Source organism: Streptomyces sp. NPDC004051, assembly GCF_053604275.1.
Genome location: NZ_JBSGHG010000001.1, coordinates 130,882 through 147,058, shown reverse-complemented (window position 1 = coordinate 147,058; position 16,177 = coordinate 130,882). Strand labels below are relative to the sequence as shown.

The following is a 16,177-nucleotide window of genomic DNA, read 5'->3' as shown; positions in this document are numbered from 1 at the left end:
TCAGCCCTCCGAGGGGGCGAGGCGCGCGAGCTCCGCCTCGGTCGACTTCAGCAAATCGTTCCAGGACGCCTCGAACTTCTCGACGCCCTCTTCCTCCAGCAGCTGCACCACGTCGTCGTACGAGATGCCCAGCCGCTCCACGGCGTCCAGGTCGGCGCGGGCCTGCTCGTAGGTGCCCGCGACGGCGTCGCCCTTGATCTCGCCCTGCTCCTCGGTGGCGAACAGCGTCGCCTCCGGCATGGTGTTCACCGTGTTCGGCGCCACCAGGTCGTCGACGTACATCGTGGCCCTGTACGCCTTGTCCTTCACCCCGGTGGAGGCCCACAGCGGACGCTGCCGGTTGGCGCCCTCCCGCTCCAGCGCGCTCCAGCGGTCGGTGGCGAAGACCTCCTCGTACGCCTGGTAGGCCAGGCGCGCGTTGGCGACGGCGGCCTTGCCGCGCAGCGCCTTCGCCTCGTCGGTGCCGAGCGCGTCGATCCGCTTGTCGATCTCGGTGTCCACGCGGGACACGAAGAACGACGCCACCGAGTGGATCTTCGACAGGTCCAGGCCGCGCTCCCTGGCCTTCTCCAGGCCGGTCAGGAAAGCGTCCATGACCTTGCGGTACCGCTCCAGGGAGAAGATCAGCGTGACGTTGACGCTGATGCCCAGGCCGATGACCTCGGCGATCGCCGGGATGCCCGCCTCGGTGGCCGGGATCTTGATCAGGGTGTTGGGCCGGTCCACCAGCCAGGCCAGCTGCTTGGCCTCGGCGACGGTGGCGCGCGTCTCGTGCGCCAGGCGCGGGTCGACCTCGATGGAGACCCGGCCGTCCTTGCCGTCGGTGGCGTCGAAGACCGGGCGCAGGATGTCGGCGGCGTCCCGGACGTCCGCCGTGGTGATCATCCGGATGGCCTCTTCGACCGTGACCCTGCGGGCGGCGAGGTCGGCGAGCTGCTGCTCGTAGCCGTCGCCCTCGGAGATCGCCTTCTGGAAGATCGACGGGTTGGTGGTGACGCCCACGACGTGCTGCTGGTCGATCAGCTCGGCGAGGTTGCCGGACGTGATCCGCTTGCGCGACAGGTCGTCCAGCCAGATCGCGACGCCTTCGTCGGAAAGGCGCTTCAGTGCGTCTGTCATGGAAATTCCATCTCCTACTACGTGTCGTATGTGAGCGTCAGCGCTGGGTCGCGGCGAGTGAATCCCGGGCCGCGGCCGCCACGTTCTCGGCGGTGAAGCCGAACTCCTCGAACAGGGCCTTGCCGTCGGCGGACGCGCCGAAGTGCTCCAGGGACACGATGCGCCCGGCGTCCCCGACGTACTTGTGCCACGTCAGACCGATGCCGGCCTCCACCGCGACGCGCGCCTTCACGGAGGGCGGCAGGACGCTGTCCCGGTACCCCTGGTCCTGCTCCTCGAACCACTCCACCGACGGCATGGACACCACGCGGGTCGGCACCCCGTCGGCCTGGAGCCGCTCGCGGGCCCCGACGGCGACGTGCACCTCGGAACCGGTGGCGATCAGCACGACCTGCGGCTCGCCGCCGTCGGCCTCGAGCATGACGTAGCCGCCCTTGGCCGTGTCCTCGTTCGGCTCGTACGTCGGCACGCCCTGGCGGGTGAGGGCCAGACCGTGCGGGGCGCCCTTGCCGAACTCCTTGGTCCAGCGCTTGAGGATCTCCCGCCAGGCGATCGCGGTCTCGTTGGCGTCCGCGGGGCGCACGACGTTCAGACCGGGGATGGCGCGCAGCGAGGCCAGGTGCTCGACCGGCTGGTGGGTCGGGCCGTCCTCGCCCAGACCGATGGAGTCGTGCGTCCACACGTACGTCACCGGCAGGTGCATCAGGGCCGACAGCCGCACCGCGTTGCGCATGTAGTCGGAGAACACCAGGAAGGTGCCGCCGTAGATCCGGGTGTTGCCGTGCAGCGCGATGCCGTTCATCTCCGCGGCCATGGCGTGCTCGCGGATGCCGAAGTGGATGGTGCGGCCGTACGGGTCCGCCTCGGGCAGCGGGTTGCCGACCGGGAGGAACGACGACGTCTTGTCGATCGTCGTGTTGTTGGAGCCCGCCAGGTCGGCCGAGCCGCCCCACAGCTCCGGGACGACCGCGCCGAGCGCCTGGAGCACCTTGCCGGAGGCGGCACGGGTGGCGACCGCCTTGCCCGGCTCGAAGACGGGAAGCGTGTCCTCCCAGCCCTTGGGCAGCTCACCGGCCGCGATGCGGTCGAACTCGGCCGCGCGCTCCGCGTTGTTGCTCCGCCACTCCTGGAACGACTTCTCCCACTCGGCCCGCGCCTGCTTGCCGCGCTCCAGCGCGCCACGGGTGTGGCCGAGGACCTCGTCGGTCACCTCGAAGGTCTGCTCCGGGTCGAAGCCCAGCACCCGCTTGGTGGCCGCCACCTCCTCGTCGCCGAGCGCCGAGCCGTGGGAGGCCTCGGTGTTCTGCGCATTCGGGGCGGGCCAGGCGATGATCGAGCGCATCGCGATGAACGACGGCCGGTCGGTGACCTTCTTGGCCTCCTGGACGGCGTCGTAGATCGCCTGCGGGTCCAGGTCGCCGTCCGGCTTCGGGGCCACCCGCTGCACGTGCCAGCCGTAGGCCTCGTACCGCTTGACGACATCCTCGGAGACGGCCGTCTCGGTGTCGCCCTCGATCGAGATGTGGTTGTCGTCCCACAGCAGGACCAGGTTGCCGAGCTTCTGGTGGCCGGCCATCGAGGACGCCTCCGCGGAGATGCCCTCCTGCAGGCAGCCGTCACCGGCGATGCAGTAGACGAAGTGGTCGAACGGGGACTCGCCCGGGGCGGCCTCCGGGTCGAACAGCCCGCGCTCGTAGCGGGCGGCCATGGCCATGCCGACCGCGTTGGCGACGCCCTGGCCCAGCGGCCCGGTCGTCGTCTCCACGCCCGTGGTGTGCCCGTACTCCGGGTGGCCCGGCGTCTTCGAGCCCCAGGTGCGGAACGCCTTCAGGTCGTCCAGCTCCAGACCGAAACCGGCCAGGTACAGCTGGGTGTAGAGAGTCAGGGACGAATGACCGGCGGACAGGACGAAGCGGTCCCGCCCGACCCAGTCGGCGTCCGAGGGGTCGTGCCGCATCACCTTCTGGAAGAGGGTGTAGGCGGCGGGCGCCAGGCTCATCGCCGTACCGGGATGGCCGTTGCCGACCTTCTGTACGGCATCGGCGGCCAGGACGCGGGCGGTGTCCACGGCCCGCTGGTCCAGTTCGGTCCACTCGAGGTCTGTGGTGGTCGGCTTGGTGCTCACCCTGAGTCAGGGCTCCTCTCCACATGTTCTTCGGATGCCGGATGAGTACTCACCGGCGGAGTCGAGCCTACCCCCGTAGGACGTGCATCCCCCGAGTCGTTCCAGAGTGCCGGGAGTCCCGGCGATCCGCCTCCTGACCGGTGAGTCTTCCCGTTCGGCAGATGAATACGGAGCCGCTCATCCGGTTGCTCAATCGAGCTCGGAACTCCGTGGTGAGCGGTCGCCGACAACACGACCGGACCCCCGCGATTGTCCGGGTCTGGGCAACGTCTAAGGTGGCGTGGTACGCGCGAGTCTTTACCGGCACCTCACCCGGGAGGGCTTGCTGGGAACTCTGTCAGGGGTGCGAGTGACGGCCGTTGAATCCCGTCCTGCGGGGATTGCCGGGACCATCCAGAGCCCGAGCCACCGGCCGTTCCGGGCCCGTGTCGGGGCGTTCGTGGCGCTGACCAAGCCGCGGATCATCGAACTGCTGCTCATCACCACGGTCCCGGTGATGTTCCTGGCGCAGCAGGGCGTGCCCGACCTGGGGCTGGTGCTGCTGACCTGCATCGGCGGCTACCTGTCGGCGGGCGGCGCCAACGCGCTCAACATGTACCTCGACCGCGACATCGACGCGCTGATGGACCGCACCTCGCAGCGTCCCCTGGTCACCGGCATGGTCAGCCCGCGCGAGTGCCTGGCCTTCGGCATCACCCTGGCCGTCGTCTCGACGCTGCTGTTCGGCCTCACCGTCAACTGGCTGTCCGCCTGGCTCTCCCTCGGGGCGCTCCTCTTCTACGTCGTCGTCTACACGATGATCCTCAAACGGCGTACGGCGCAGAACATCGTGTGGGGCGGCATCGCCGGCTGCATGCCGGTGCTGATCGGCTGGTCCTCGGTCACCAACTCGATGTCCTGGGCGCCGGTCGTCCTCTTCCTCGTCATCTTCTTCTGGACGCCGCCGCACTACTGGCCGCTGTCCATGAAGGTGAAGGAGGACTACGCGCGCGTGGGCGTGCCGATGCTCCCGGTGATCGCAGGCAACAAGGCCGTCGCCAAGCAGATCGTGATCTACAGCTGGGTCATGGTCGCGGTGTCGCTGCTGCTCACCCCGCTCGGCTACACCGGCTGGTTCTACACCGCGGTCGCGCTGGCCGCGGGCGGCTGGTGGCTGTGGGAGGCGCACGCGCTCCTCAACCGCGCCAAGGCCGAGGTGACCGGCGGCAAGCTCAAGGAGATGCGCCTGTTCCACTGGTCCATCACCTATGTGTCGCTGCTCTTCGTGGCCGTCGCGGTGGACCCCTTCCTGCGGTAGACGGCTCAGGGACGTTCCGACGGGCGGGGTCCGTGGCCAAGGCCACGGACCCCGCCCGTCGCCGTTCGGCCTACCCGTCGGTAGCATCCTGGTCATGGCAGACAAGCAGCAGACGGACCCGGCGGCCGAGCAGAACAGCGGGCAGCGGGCCGAACAGAGGACCGAACGCAAGGCCGAGCGGAAGGTGGCCCGGCTCACCAAGCGGATCAACGGCTTCGCCACGGCCCACGGCGGCGCCGAGGGACAGATCGCCTACCTGGGGCAGCGCGGCGCCCGGATCGTGCTCGTCGGTGAGGACGGCAACTGGGGCGACCTGGTCGCCCACTCCTACGCGATCGCCGAGAAGGCGGCCGAGCGGGCGGGGATCACCCTCCACGAGAACTTCGACGGCGAGTTCGCGGCCAAGGTCAGGACCGGCCCGTACGAGTGGACCCGGATGGCGGGCAGCCAGATCGGAGGCCCGGCCAACGGCTGACCCCGGGCCTGCCGGCCCACCGGCCGGCCCCTCGGCCGTCCGCTGCGGGCCCCCTGTGGGACGCGCCGCAGCACCTCGAGCCCGGTTCACCCGTTAGAGACCTGTGGAAGCAGGAACAGCGTCTCTCGTGGGGAGCCCGGATGATCGACATGCCGTCCCTCGTGGACCAGTACTGCCACGGCGTGCTGCGCACCGAGCTGGGCCTCGGCACCTTCGAGGCCCAGCTGGTCCGCACCGAGGGCCCGCCCGCCCGGGGGACCACACTGTTCGACACCCAGACCGGTTTCGCCGTACGCCGCTGGTGCCCACCCCTGCTCGGCCTGGAACCGCACTGCCCGCCCGCCCGCTATCTCGCCCGGCGCCGGGAACTGGGCGTGGCCGAGACCGCCCGCCGGCTGCTGCGGGCCAGCGGCATCACCACCTACCTGGTCGACACCGGACTGCCCGGCGACCTCACCGGCACGGCCGAGCTGGCCACGGCCGGCGCCGCCGAGGCCCACGAGATCGTGCGCCTGGAACAGCTGGCCCAGCAGGTCGCCGACACCTCCGGCACGGTGGAGTCCTTCCTCGCCAACCTCGCCGAGTCCGTGCACGGAGCCGCCGCGCACACCGTCGCCTTCACCTCCGTCGCCGGCACACGGCACGGGACGGCGCTCGCGCCCAGGCCGCCGGGGCCCGGAGAGGTGCGCGGCGCGGCCGCGCGGTGGCTGGCCGCCCGCAGGGTCGGGGACGTGCCGGGCGACCCGGTGCTGCTGCGCCACCTGCTGTGGATCGCCGTCGCCTCGGGCCGGCCCCTGCAACTGCACGCGGGGCTCGGCACGCCCGGCGGTTCCCGGGCACAGGGCGCCGACCCGGGGTTCCTCGACGGGTTCGTCCGGGCCACCGCCGGGCTCGGCACCGACCTCGTCCTGCTGCACGGCTCCCCGGACCACCGCCACGCCGCCCACCTGGCCGGCGTCCATCCGCACGTCTACGTCGACTCCGGCGCCGCCCTGGCCCGCACCGGCGCCCGCGCGGCGACCGTCCTCGAGGAGGTCCTGGAACTCGCCCCCTTCGGCAAGATCCTCTTCTCCAGCGGCGCCCAGGGCCTGCCCGAACTGCACGTCGTGGGCGCCCGGCTGTTCCGTGAGGCGCTCGGCCGGGTGCTGGGCGCCTGGGTGGCCGAGGGGGCCTGGTCCCTGGAGGACGCGCAGCGGGTGGCCGGGATGATCGCGTCGGGGAACGCGGGCCGGGTGTACGGGCTGGACTGACGGCGGCGGGAGAGCGGGACGGGGGGCCACGGCCCCGCGACCACGGCCCCGCGGGCTCAGGCGGTCGTCAGCTTCGTCTCGGCCGCCGTGTCCGCCGGGCCCGCCGTGTCCGGCAGGTCGGCCGCGGCCTCGGGCCGCTCCCGCAGGGACAGCAGCACCCGCACCACCCAGATCCACATGACGCAGGATCCGAACATGTGGGCGCCGACCAGGATCTCGGGCAGGTCCGTGAAGTACTGCACATAACCGATCACACCCTGCGCGAGAATGATCAGGAACAGCTCGCGGGTGCGGTGCAGCGGGCCCGCGGGGGCGTCGACCGCCTTGAGCACGAACCACAGGGCGAACGTCAGCGTCGCCACGATCCACGCCAGCACGGCGTGCATCTTGCTGACCATCGCCGGGTCCAGCGGCATCCGCGCGACCTCGCTGGAGTCACCCGCGTGCGGTCCCGATCCGGTCACCACCGTGCCGACCGCGATGACCAGGACGGACGCCACCACCAGGAACCACACCAGCTGCCGCACGGCTGCGCCGACCAGCGGCCGGGGCTCCCCGTCCCCCTCGCGGACGCGCTGCCACATCACCGTGGCCACCGCGATCAGCGCCGAGGAGAGCAGGAAGTGCGCCGCGACCGTGTACGGGTTGAGGCCGACGAGGACCACGATGCCGCCGAGGATCGCGTTGCCCATCACGATCCAGAACTGCGCCCAGCCCAGCCGGGTCAGCCTGCGCCGGTACGGCTTCTGGGAGCGCGCGGCGACGATCGCCCAGCCGACGGCGGCGCACAGCACGTACGTCAGCAGGCGGTTGCCGAACTCGATGACCCCGTGCAGGCCCATCTCCCGGGTGGAGACGAGCGAGTCGTCGGTGCACTTGGGCCAGGTGGGGCAGCCCAGGCCGGAGCCGGTCAGCCGTACGGCTCCACCGGTGACCACGATGACCACCGCCATGACGAGCGCGGCGAGGGCCGCCCGCCGGACCGTCCGGGGGTCCGGGGTCCAGCGTGCGGCGATGAAGGCGAGCGGGTTGCGCAGGACCGCCTGGGCGTCGGCGCGGGTCACGTTTGGCACCCGTCCATCGTAGGGCTCCCGCTTGTGCACGCTTTCACGAGGGTCCCGGTCGGCTCCCGCCGGCACCGGGGAGCCCGCTCACTCCCAGCGGAAGAAGCGGCCCGCCGCCGCGAGTCCCGCCACCGCCCACCCGGCGAGGATCCCGAGGTCGCCCCAGGGCAGCCCCGCCCCGTGCTGGAGCACGTCCCGCAGGCCCTCCGACAGCGCCGCGATGGGCAGCAGGCCGAGGGCGTTCCGCGCGGCCTCCGGGAAGGTGTCCAGCGGCACGACGACCCCGCCGCCGACGAGCAGCAGCAGGAACACCAGGTTGGCGGCGGCCAGCGTCGCCTCGGCCTTCAGGGTGCCCGCCATCAGCAGACCGAGCCCCGAGAAGGCGGCCGTGCCCAGCACCAGCAGCAGAAGCACGGCGAGCGGGTTGCCCTGCGGCGACCAGCCCAGCGCGAACGCGATCACCGTGAGCAGGACGATCTGGAGCGCCTCGGTGACCAGCACCGACAGCGTCTTCGCGGTCATCAGCGCCCAGCGCGGCAGCGGTGAGGCCGCCAGCCGCTTCAGCACCCCGTACCGGCGCTCGAAGCCGGTGGCGATGGCCTGTCCGGTGAACGCCGTCGACATCACCGCCAGGGCGAGGACCCCGGGCGCGAGGAAGTCCACGGCGGCGCCCTCGCCGGTGTCCACGATGTCCACGGTGCTGAACAGCACCAGCAGCAGGGTGGGGATGACCACGGTGAGCAGCAGCTGCTCGCCGTTGCGCAGCAGCATCCTGGTCTCGAGCAGGGCCTGCGCCGCGATCATGCGGGGGAGCGGAGCCGCACCCGGTTTCGGCGCGTAGGCGCCGGTCCCCGGAGTCACCTGGTTCACCGGGTTCACCTGATTCACCGAACTCACTGGATTCACTTGATTCACTGAATTCACCCGGTTCACGAACGCAGCTCCTTGCCCGTCAGCTCCAGGAAGACGTCCTCGAGGGTGTGCCGTTCGACCGAGATCCGGTCCGGCAGCACGCCGTGCTGGGCGCACCAGGACGTGACCGTGGCGAGCAGGTGAGGGTCCACCTCGCCGACGACCCGGTACGAGCCGGGGGTCAGCTCGGCGGCCTGGGAGTCGGGCGGCAGGGCCTTGAGCAGGGAGGCCACGTCCAGCCCCGGCCGGCCCGAGAAGCGCAGGGTGTTCTCGGCGCCGCCCCGGCACAGCTCCTCGGGGCTGCCCTGGACCACCACCCGGCCGGCGTCGATGATCGCCACGTCGTCGGCGAGCTGCTCGGCCTCGTCCATGTGGTGCGTGGTGAGGATGACGGAGACCCCGTCGGCGCGCAGGTCCCGTACGAGGTCCCAGGTGGCGCGGCGGGCCTGCGGGTCGAGTCCGGCGGTCGGCTCGTCCAGGAACACCAGCTCCGGGCGCCCGACCACGGCCATCGCCAGCGCGAGCCGCTGCTGCTGGCCGCCGGAGAGCCGCCGGTACGTCGTACGGCCGCAGGAGCCGAGTCCGAGGCGTTCGATCAGCGCGTCCACGTCCAGGGGGTGGGCGTGCAGTTTCGCCGTGTGGCGAAGCATCTCGTCGGCCCGCGCGCCCGAGTAGACGCCGCCGGACTGGAGCATCACCCCGACCCGGGGCCGGAGCGCGGCCGACTGCCGGACCGGGTCCAGGCCCAGGACGCGCACCGTGCCGGAGTCCGGCCGCCGGTATCCCTCGCAGGTCTCGACCGTGGTCGTCTTGCCCGCCCCGTTGGGACCGAGCACGGCCGTCACGCCCTGCCGTGCCACCAGGTCGAGGCCGTCCACCGCGGTCTTCGTGCCGTACCGCTTCACCAGGGCCTGCACCTGGACCACGGGCTCACTTCGCATGGGTCACGAGTCTAGGGACGCGCCGGGGCCCCCGGACGCCGGGGGAGGGTACGGGCCCGCCCGGGAGGGTCCCCCGAGCGGCGCCGGGAGCGGCCGGTCCGATCGATCAAAGATCGTTTCCGCAGGTCGGATTAGGTTCACCTAAGTGATGCAGCGCACCCGGGGGAGATCGGGCGCGGCTTGCCCGTCCCCGATGAATTACGCAACAATGGCGTTGTGAAAAAGGTTGGCGAGGCTTCCCAGGAGGAACTTGCGACCGGTGAGCGGTCCACCCGCAACCGGGTCGCTCGGTCCGTCCTGGACCACGGCCCGTCGACCGTTTCCGAACTCGCCGAGCGGCTCGGACTGACCCAGGCGGCCGTCCGCCGCCACCTCGACGCCTTGGCCACCGACGGCATCGTCGAGGCGCGCGAACGACGGGTCTACGGCGCACGCACCCGCGGGCGCCCGGCCAAGGTCTTCGCCCTCACCGACTGCGGGCGGGACGCCTTCGACCAGTCGTACGACAAGCTGGCCGTGGACGCCCTGCACTGGATCGGCGAGCAGGGGGGCGGCGACGAGGCGATCGCGGCGTTCGCCCGCGCCCGGATCGCCGCCCAGGCGGGCGCGTACCGCGAGGCGGTCGAGGCCGCGGCCCCCGAGGAACGGACCCGGGCGCTGGCCAAGGCGCTCAGCGCGGACGGGTACGCTGCCACGGCGCGCAGCGCCCCCGACCCGCAGCAGGGCGAGCAGCTGTGCCAGCACCACTGCCCGGTCGCCCACGCGGCCGAGCGGTTTCCGCAGCTGTGCGAGGCGGAGACGGAGTTCTTCGCCGAGCTGCTCGGTACCCATGTGCAGCGGCTGGCCACCATCGCGCACGGCGACGGCGTCTGCACCACCTTCATCCCGAAGGGTGCGCAGGCGGCGGCGCCCGCGCCGCGGTCCGCCAAGGCCACCCGCACCCCACCGACGTCGAAACAGACGTCGAAACAGACTTCACAGACTTCGAAGACTTCTGCGAAGAAGACTTCGCCGCACATCCACAATGCATCTGCAAGCACGGCCGGGAGGAACCCCGCATGACTCTCCCCACGGAGACTGCCCACCCCGAACTCGAGGGCCTGGGTAAGTACGAATTCGGCTGGGCCGACTCCGACGAGGCAGGCGCCGCGGCCAAGCGCGGTCTGAACGAGGAAGTCGTCCGCGACATCTCCGCGAAGAAGAACGAGCCGGAGTGGATGCTGAAGCTGCGGCTGAAGGGTCTGCGGCTGTTCGACAAGAAGCCCATGCCGAACTGGGGCTCGGACCTGTCGGGCATCGACTTCGACAACATCAAGTACTTCGTGCGCTCCACCGAGAAGCAGGCCGCTTCCTGGGAGGACCTGCCCGAGGACATCAAGAACACCTACGACCGGCTCGGCATCCCCGAGGCGGAGAAGCAGCGCCTGGTCGCCGGTGTCGCCGCGCAGTACGAGTCCGAGGTCGTCTACCACCAGATCCGCGAGGACCTGGAGGAGCAGGGCGTCATCTTCCTCGACACCGACACCGCGCTGAAGGAGCACCCGGAGCTCTTCCAGGAGTACTTCGGCACCGTCATCCCGGTCGGCGACAACAAGTTCGCGTCGCTGAACTCGGCCGTGTGGTCCGGCGGCTCGTTCATCTACGTCCCCAAGGGTGTCCACGTGGACATCCCGCTGCAGGCCTACTTCCGCATCAACACGGAGAACATGGGCCAGTTCGAGCGGACGCTGATCATCGTCGACGAGGACGCCTACGTCCACTACGTCGAGGGCTGCACCGCCCCGATCTACACCTCGGACTCGCTGCACAGCGCCGTCGTCGAGATCATCGTCAAGAAGGGCGGCCGCTGCCGCTACACGACGATCCAGAACTGGTCGAACAACGTCTACAACCTGGTCACCAAGCGCGCCGTGGCCTACGAGGGCGCGACCATGGAGTGGGTCGACGGCAACATCGGCTCCAAGGTGACGATGAAGTACCCGGCCGTCTACCTCATGGGCGAGCACGCCAAGGGCGAGACCCTGTCCATCGCCTTCGCCGGCGAGGGCCAGCACCAGGACGCCGGCGCCAAGATGGTCCACATGGCCCCGAACACCTCGTCGAACATCGTCTCCAAGTCGGTGGCGCGCGGCGGTGGCCGTACCTCCTACCGCGGTCTGATCGAGATCGGCGAGGGCGCTCCCGGCGCCAAGTCCAACGTGCTGTGCGACGCGCTGCTCGTGGACACCATCTCCCGCTCCGACACCTACCCCTACGTCGACGTCCGCGAGGACGACGTCTCCATGGGCCACGAGGCGACCGTCTCCAAGGTCTCCGAGGACCAGCTCTTCTACCTGATGAGCCGCGGTCTGTCCGAGTTCGAGGCGATGGCGATGATCGTGCGCGGCTTCGTCGAGCCGATCGCCAAGGAACTCCCCATGGAGTACGCGCTCGAGCTCAACCGGCTGATCGAGCTGCAGATGGAAGGCGCGGTCGGCTGACACCCCACGCCGTTCCGTCAAGCCCTTACGCAAAGGAAAGCGAGCACTACGACAGCCATGGCTGAGGCTCAGAATATCCCGGTCGGTTCGACGACCACCGGATCGATCGCGGTCGCCGCCGAGTCGACCGTCGCCACCCGCATGAGCGCGCCCCCGTCCTTCGACGTGGCGGACTTCCCCGTCCCCCACGGCCGTGAGGAGGAGTGGCGGTTCACCCCGCTGGAGCGGCTGCGCGGTCTGCACGACGGCACCGCCGTCGCCACCGGCGAGGGCGTCAAGGTCGCCATCGACGCGCCCGAGGGCGTCCGCGTCGAGACCGTCGGCCGCGACGACGCGCGGCTCGGCCGGGCCGGCAAGCCGGTCGACCGTGTCGCCGCCCAGGCGTACTCCGCCTTCGAGCAGGCCTCGGTCGTGACCGTGCCGAAGGAGGCCGTCCTCACCGAGCCGATCCGCATCGCGGTGCACGGCGAGGGCGGCGCCGCCTACGGGCACCAGGTGATCGAGCTCGGAGCCTTCGCCGAGGCGGTCGTCGTCATCGACCACACCGGTGACGCGGTGCTCGCCGCGAACGTCGAATACGTCCTCGGCGACGGCGCCAAGCTCACCGTCGTCTCCATCCAGGACTGGGACGACAAGGCCGTGCACGTCGCCCAGCACAACGCCCTCGTCGGCCGCGACGCCTCCTTCAAGTCGGTCGTCGTCACCTTCGGCGGCGACCTGGTCCGGCTGCACCCCCGGGTGGTCTACGCGGGCACCGGCGGCGAGGCCGAGCTGCTCGGCCTGTACTTCACCGACGCCGGCCAGCACCAGGAGCACCGCCTCCTGGTCGACCACAACGTTCCGCACTGCAAGTCGAACGTCGCCTACAAGGGCGCGCTCCAGGGCGACGACGCGCACGCCGTGTGGATCGGTGACGTGCTCATCGAGGCCAAGGCCGAGGGCACCGACACCTACGAGATGAACCGCAACCTGGTGCTGACCGACGGCGCCCGCGTCGACTCCGTGCCCAACCTGGAGATCGAGACCGGTGAGATCGTCGGCGCCGGCCACGCCTCCGCGACCGGCCGCTTCGACGACGAGCAGCTCTTCTACCTGATGGCCCGCGGCATCCACGAGAAGGACGCCCGCCGCCTGGTGGTCCGCGGCTTCTTCGCCGAACTCGTCCAGCAGATCGGCGTCCCGGACATCGAGGAGCGCCTGATCGCCAAGATCGAGGAGGAGCTGGAGGCCGCGGTCGCATGACCTTCCGACGCGTCTGCGGTCTGAGCGAGCTGGAGGAGGACACCCCGAAAAGGGTGGAACTCGACGGCACGCCGGTCTCCGTCGTGCACACCGGGGGCGAGGTGTTCGCGATCAACGACATCTGCTCGCACGCCAACGTCTCCCTCTCGGAGGGCGAGGTCGACGACTGTCACATCGAGTGCTGGCTGCACGGCTCGCGCTTCGACCTCCGCTCGGGCAAGCCCGACAGCCTTCCGGCCACACGCCCCGTCCCCGTATACCCCGTAAAGATCGAAGGGGGCAGCGTCTTTGTCGACGTAAGCGCCTCCCTCACCCAGGAGTCCTGAGGCACCCATGGCAACGCTTGAAATCCGAGACCTGCACGTCACCGTCGAGGCCGAGAACGCCACGAAGGAGATCCTCAAGGGCGTCGACCTCACCGTGAAGCAGGGCGAGACGCACGCCATCATGGGCCCCAACGGCTCCGGCAAGTCGACCCTCGCCTACGCCCTGGCCGGTCACCCCAAGTACACCGTCTCCAGTGGCACCGTCACCCTCGACGGCGAGGACGTCCTGGAGATGTCCGTCGACGAGCGCGCCCGCGCCGGCCTCTTCCTCGCCATGCAGTACCCGGTCGAGGTCCCCGGCGTCTCCGTCTCCAACTTCCTGCGTACCTCCGCCACCGCCATCCGCGGTGAGGCGCCCAAGCTGCGCCACTGGGTGAAGGAGGTCAAGGAGACCATGGAGCGCCTCCACATGGACCCCGCCTTCGCCGAGCGCAACGTCAACGAGGGCTTCTCCGGCGGTGAGAAGAAGCGCCACGAGATCCTCCAGCTGGAGCTGCTCAAGCCCAAGGTCGCGATCCTCGACGAGACCGACTCCGGTCTGGACGTCGACGCGCTGCGCGTCGTCTCCGAGGGCGTCAACCGCGTCCGCGAGTCCGGCGAGGTCGGCACCCTGCTGATCACGCACTACACGCGCATCCTGCGCTACATCAAGCCCGACCACGTCCACGTGTTCGCCGACGGCCGGATCGCCGAGTCCGGCGGCGCCGAGCTCGCGGACAAGCTGGAGAACGAGGGCTACGAGGCATACGTGAAGGGTGGCGCATCCGCGTGACACAGCTGCCGGGCCTCCTCGACACCGAGGCGATCCGCAAGGACTTCCCGATCCTGGACCGCCAGCTCCACGACGGGCGGAAACTGGTCTACCTGGACAACGCGGCGACCAGCCAGAAGCCCCGCCAGGTCCTGGACGCGCTCAGCGAGTACTACGAGCGCCACAACGCCAACGTCCACCGTGGCGTGCACGTCCTCGCCGAGGAGGCCACGGCACTGTACGAGGGCGCGCGCGACAAGGTCGCGGCGTTCATCAACGCGCCCAGCCGCGACGAGGTGATCTTCACCAAGAACGCCTCCGAGTCGCTCAACCTCGTGGCCAACATGCTTGGCTGGGCCGACGAGCCCTACCGGGTGGACCACGAGACCGAGATCGTCATCACGGAGATGGAGCACCACTCCAACATCGTGCCGTGGCAGCTGCTCGCGCAGCGCACGGGCGCGAAGCTGAAGTGGTTCGGCCTCACCGACGACGGCCGCCTCGACCTGTCGAACATCGACGAGATCATCACCGAGAAGACGAAGATCGTCTCCTTCGTGCTGGTCTCCAACATCCTGGGCACGGTCAACCCGGTCGAGGCGATCGTGCGCCGCGCCCAGGAGGTCGGCGCCCTGGTGTGCATCGACGCTTCCCAGGCGGCGCCGCACATGCCGATGGACGTCCAGGCCCTCCAGGCCGACTTCGTGGCCTTCACCGGCCACAAGATGTGCGCTCCGACCGGCATCGGCGTGCTGTGGGGCCGCCAGGAGCTGCTGGAGGACCTGCCGCCGTTCCTCGGCGGCGGCGAGATGATCGAGACCGTGTCGATGAGCTCGTCGACGTACGCCCCGGCCCCGCACAAGTTCGAGGCGGGCACCCCGCCGGTCGCGCAGGCGGTCGGCATGGGCGCGGCGATCGACTACCTGAGCGCCATCGGCATGGACAAGATCCTCGCCCACGAGCACGCCATCACCGAGTACGCCGTCAAGCGCCTGACCGAGGTCCCGGACCTGCGCATCATCGGCCCCGCCACGGCCGAGGAGCGCGGCGCCGCGATCTCCTTCACACTGGGGGACATCCACCCGCACGACGTGGGCCAGGTCCTCGACGAGCAGGGCATCGCGGTCCGGGTCGGCCACCACTGCGCGCGACCGGTCTGCCTCCGGTACGGAATTCCCGCGACCACGCGAGCGTCGTTCTATCTGTACTCCACGCCGGCCGAGATCGACGCTCTGGTCGACGGACTGGAGCACGTACGGAACTTCTTCGGCTGAGGGGCTGGCGAGCGATCGCATGAAGCTGGATTCGATGTACCAGGAAGTCATCCTGGACCACTACAAGAACCCGCACGGGCGGGGCTTGCGGGATGGCGACGCCGAGGTGCACCACGTCAACCCGACGTGCGGCGACGAGATCACGCTGCGCGTGAAGTACGACGGCACGACGATCAGCGACGTCTCCTACGAGGGGCAGGGCTGCTCCATCAGCCAGGCCTCCGCCTCCGTGCTGAACGAGCTGCTGGTCGGTGAGGAGCTCGCCAGGGCGCGGAAGATCCAGGAGACCTTCCTGGAGCTGATGCAGTCCAAGGGGAAGATCGAGCCCGACGACGCGATGGAGGAGATCCTGGAGGACGCGGTCGCGTTCGCCGGGGTCTCCAAGTACCCGGCCCGGGTGAAGTGCGCCCTCCTCAGCTGGATGGCGTGGAAGGACGCGACGGCCCAGGCACTGGGCTCCGACGCCGAAAGGACAACGGCATGAGCGAGACCGTGGAGATGAAGCCGGCCTCCGAGGAGGAGGTCCGCGAGGCCCTGATGGACGTCGTCGACCCCGAACTGGGCATCGACGTCGTCAACCTCGGCCTGATCTACGGCGTCCACGTCGACGAAGGCAACGTGGCGACCATCGACATGACCCTCACGTCCGCGGCCTGCCCGCTGACGGACGTCATCGAGGACCAGGCCAAGTCCGCGACGGACGGACTGGTCAACGAGCTGCGCATCAACTGGGTCTGGATGCCCCCGTGGGGCCCCGACAAGATCACGGACGACGGCCGTGAGCAGCTGAGGGCGCTCGGCTTCAACGTCTGAGCCGACGCACGGCCGGCCGGCCGCACGCACGCCGGAGGAACGGCGGGTGACCCCCTTGCGGGGACCACCCGCCGTTCCTTTTTTCCCTTCCTCTCCCCGTACTCGTGC

General features: G+C 70.1%; 16 protein-coding genes. 11 read left to right on the top strand and 5 right to left on the bottom strand.

Translation table 11 applies throughout. From position 1 onward, the window contains the following. Positions 1 to 1,119 carry a transaldolase gene (gene tal / locus ACWEQO_RS00715; RefSeq protein WP_361459433.1) on the bottom strand — a complete coding sequence of 373 codons (1,119 nt, stop codon included), beginning with the start codon at positions 1,117 to 1,119 and terminating at the stop codon, positions 1 to 3. A gap of 37 nt (positions 1,120 to 1,156) precedes the next feature. After that, on the bottom strand, positions 1,157 to 3,244 hold the full coding sequence (gene tkt / locus ACWEQO_RS00710; RefSeq protein ID WP_361459434.1) for a transketolase: 2,088 nt from the start codon (positions 3,242 to 3,244) through the stop codon (positions 1,157 to 1,159). A 343-nt stretch (positions 3,245 to 3,587) separates the two neighbouring features. On the opposite strand from tkt, the gene ACWEQO_RS00705 reads away from it, so the two are divergent. The 3 genes from ACWEQO_RS00705 (at position 3,588) to ACWEQO_RS00695 (ending at position 6,266) form a co-directional block, all read left to right on the top strand. Next, positions 3,588 to 4,541 (top strand): heme o synthase, encoded by a 954-nt coding sequence (locus tag ACWEQO_RS00705; RefSeq protein ID WP_361459435.1) that lies wholly within the window; start codon positions 3,588 to 3,590, stop codon positions 4,539 to 4,541. A gap of 94 nt (positions 4,542 to 4,635) precedes the next feature. Continuing rightward, on the top strand, positions 4,636 to 5,016 hold the full coding sequence (locus ACWEQO_RS00700; RefSeq protein WP_361459436.1) for a hypothetical protein: 381 nt from the start codon (positions 4,636 to 4,638) through the stop codon (positions 5,014 to 5,016). Between the two features lie 140 nt (positions 5,017 to 5,156). Then, on the top strand, positions 5,157 to 6,266 hold the full coding sequence (locus ACWEQO_RS00695) for an amidohydrolase family protein (RefSeq protein ID WP_361459437.1): 1,110 nt from the start codon (positions 5,157 to 5,159) through the stop codon (positions 6,264 to 6,266). A gap of 56 nt (positions 6,267 to 6,322) precedes the next feature. Here ACWEQO_RS00695 and ACWEQO_RS00690 read toward each other — a convergent pair whose 3' ends face one another. From ACWEQO_RS00690 to ACWEQO_RS00680, 3 genes are all read right to left on the bottom strand, one after another. Beyond that, entirely contained in the window at positions 6,323 to 7,330 is a 1,008-nt protein-coding gene (locus tag ACWEQO_RS00690; protein WP_452978428.1) for a COX15/CtaA family protein, read from the bottom strand. A gap of 87 nt (positions 7,331 to 7,417) precedes the next feature. Next, a complete protein-coding gene (locus ACWEQO_RS00685; protein WP_452978424.1) occupies positions 7,418 to 8,191 on the bottom strand; it encodes an ABC transporter permease in 774 nt (257 codons plus the stop codon). Positions 8,192 to 8,259: 68 nt separating this feature from the next. After that, on the bottom strand, positions 8,260 to 9,183 hold the full coding sequence (locus ACWEQO_RS00680) for an ABC transporter ATP-binding protein (RefSeq protein WP_361459438.1): 924 nt from the start codon (positions 9,181 to 9,183) through the stop codon (positions 8,260 to 8,262). Positions 9,184 to 9,399: 216 nt separating this feature from the next. Between ACWEQO_RS00680 and ACWEQO_RS00675 the strand changes: the two genes are divergently transcribed. From ACWEQO_RS00675 to ACWEQO_RS00640, 8 genes are read left to right on the top strand one after another with little or no spacing between them, the layout of a single operon-like run. Continuing rightward, on the top strand, positions 9,400 to 10,245 hold the full coding sequence (locus tag ACWEQO_RS00675; protein WP_452977387.1) for a helix-turn-helix transcriptional regulator: 846 nt from the start codon (positions 9,400 to 9,402) through the stop codon (positions 10,243 to 10,245). Then, entirely contained in the window at positions 10,242 to 11,663 is a 1,422-nt protein-coding gene (gene sufB / locus ACWEQO_RS00670) for a Fe-S cluster assembly protein SufB (protein ID WP_361459440.1), read from the top strand. The genes ACWEQO_RS00675 and sufB overlap by 4 nt, the downstream gene beginning before the upstream one ends. Before the next feature lie 57 nt (positions 11,664 to 11,720). Continuing rightward, positions 11,721 to 12,905, top strand: coding sequence for a Fe-S cluster assembly protein SufD (gene sufD / locus ACWEQO_RS00665; protein WP_361459441.1), 1,185 nt, complete (start codon positions 11,721 to 11,723; stop codon positions 12,903 to 12,905). After that, on the top strand, positions 12,902 to 13,231 hold the full coding sequence (locus ACWEQO_RS00660) for a non-heme iron oxygenase ferredoxin subunit (protein ID WP_361459442.1): 330 nt from the start codon (positions 12,902 to 12,904) through the stop codon (positions 13,229 to 13,231). The genes sufD and ACWEQO_RS00660 overlap by 4 nt, the downstream gene beginning before the upstream one ends. A gap of 7 nt (positions 13,232 to 13,238) precedes the next feature. After that, on the top strand, positions 13,239 to 14,003 hold the full coding sequence (sufC, locus tag ACWEQO_RS00655; RefSeq protein WP_361459443.1) for a Fe-S cluster assembly ATPase SufC: 765 nt from the start codon (positions 13,239 to 13,241) through the stop codon (positions 14,001 to 14,003). Then, the gene (locus ACWEQO_RS00650) at positions 14,000 to 15,256 is read left to right on the top strand and encodes a cysteine desulfurase (protein WP_361459444.1); all 1,257 of its coding nucleotides are present in this window, start codon (positions 14,000 to 14,002) and stop codon (positions 15,254 to 15,256) included. The genes sufC and ACWEQO_RS00650 overlap by 4 nt, the downstream gene beginning before the upstream one ends. Positions 15,257 to 15,275: 19 nt before the next feature. After that, positions 15,276 to 15,740 (top strand): Fe-S cluster assembly sulfur transfer protein SufU, encoded by a 465-nt coding sequence (gene sufU, locus ACWEQO_RS00645; protein ID WP_361459445.1) that lies wholly within the window; start codon positions 15,276 to 15,278, stop codon positions 15,738 to 15,740. Continuing rightward, positions 15,737 to 16,069, top strand: a complete 333-nt coding sequence (locus ACWEQO_RS00640) for a metal-sulfur cluster assembly factor (RefSeq protein WP_361459446.1) — start codon at positions 15,737 to 15,739, stop codon at positions 16,067 to 16,069. The genes sufU and ACWEQO_RS00640 overlap by 4 nt, the downstream gene beginning before the upstream one ends. Positions 16,070 to 16,177 lie beyond the last annotated feature (108 nt).

Bases quoted from the DNA above. Each gene is read 5' to 3' on its own strand.
- tal (WP_361459433.1), bottom strand. From the start codon at position 1,119: ATGACAGACGCACTGAAGCGCCTTTCCGACGAAGGCGTCGCGATCTGG.
- ACWEQO_RS00700 (WP_361459436.1), top strand. From the start codon at position 4,636: ATGGCAGACAAGCAGCAGACGGACCCGGCGGCCGAGCAGAACAGCGGG.
- ACWEQO_RS00695 (WP_361459437.1), top strand. From the start codon at position 5,157: ATGATCGACATGCCGTCCCTCGTGGACCAGTACTGCCACGGCGTGCTG.
- ACWEQO_RS00680 (WP_361459438.1), bottom strand. From the start codon at position 9,183: ATGCGAAGTGAGCCCGTGGTCCAGGTGCAGGCCCTGGTGAAGCGGTAC.
- sufB (WP_361459440.1), top strand. From the start codon at position 10,242: ATGACTCTCCCCACGGAGACTGCCCACCCCGAACTCGAGGGCCTGGGT.
- sufD (WP_361459441.1), top strand. From the start codon at position 11,721: ATGGCTGAGGCTCAGAATATCCCGGTCGGTTCGACGACCACCGGATCG.
- ACWEQO_RS00660 (WP_361459442.1), top strand. From the start codon at position 12,902: ATGACCTTCCGACGCGTCTGCGGTCTGAGCGAGCTGGAGGAGGACACC.
- sufC (WP_361459443.1), top strand. From the start codon at position 13,239: ATGGCAACGCTTGAAATCCGAGACCTGCACGTCACCGTCGAGGCCGAG.
- sufU (WP_361459445.1), top strand. From the start codon at position 15,276: ATGAAGCTGGATTCGATGTACCAGGAAGTCATCCTGGACCACTACAAG.
- ACWEQO_RS00640 (WP_361459446.1), top strand. From the start codon at position 15,737: ATGAGCGAGACCGTGGAGATGAAGCCGGCCTCCGAGGAGGAGGTCCGC.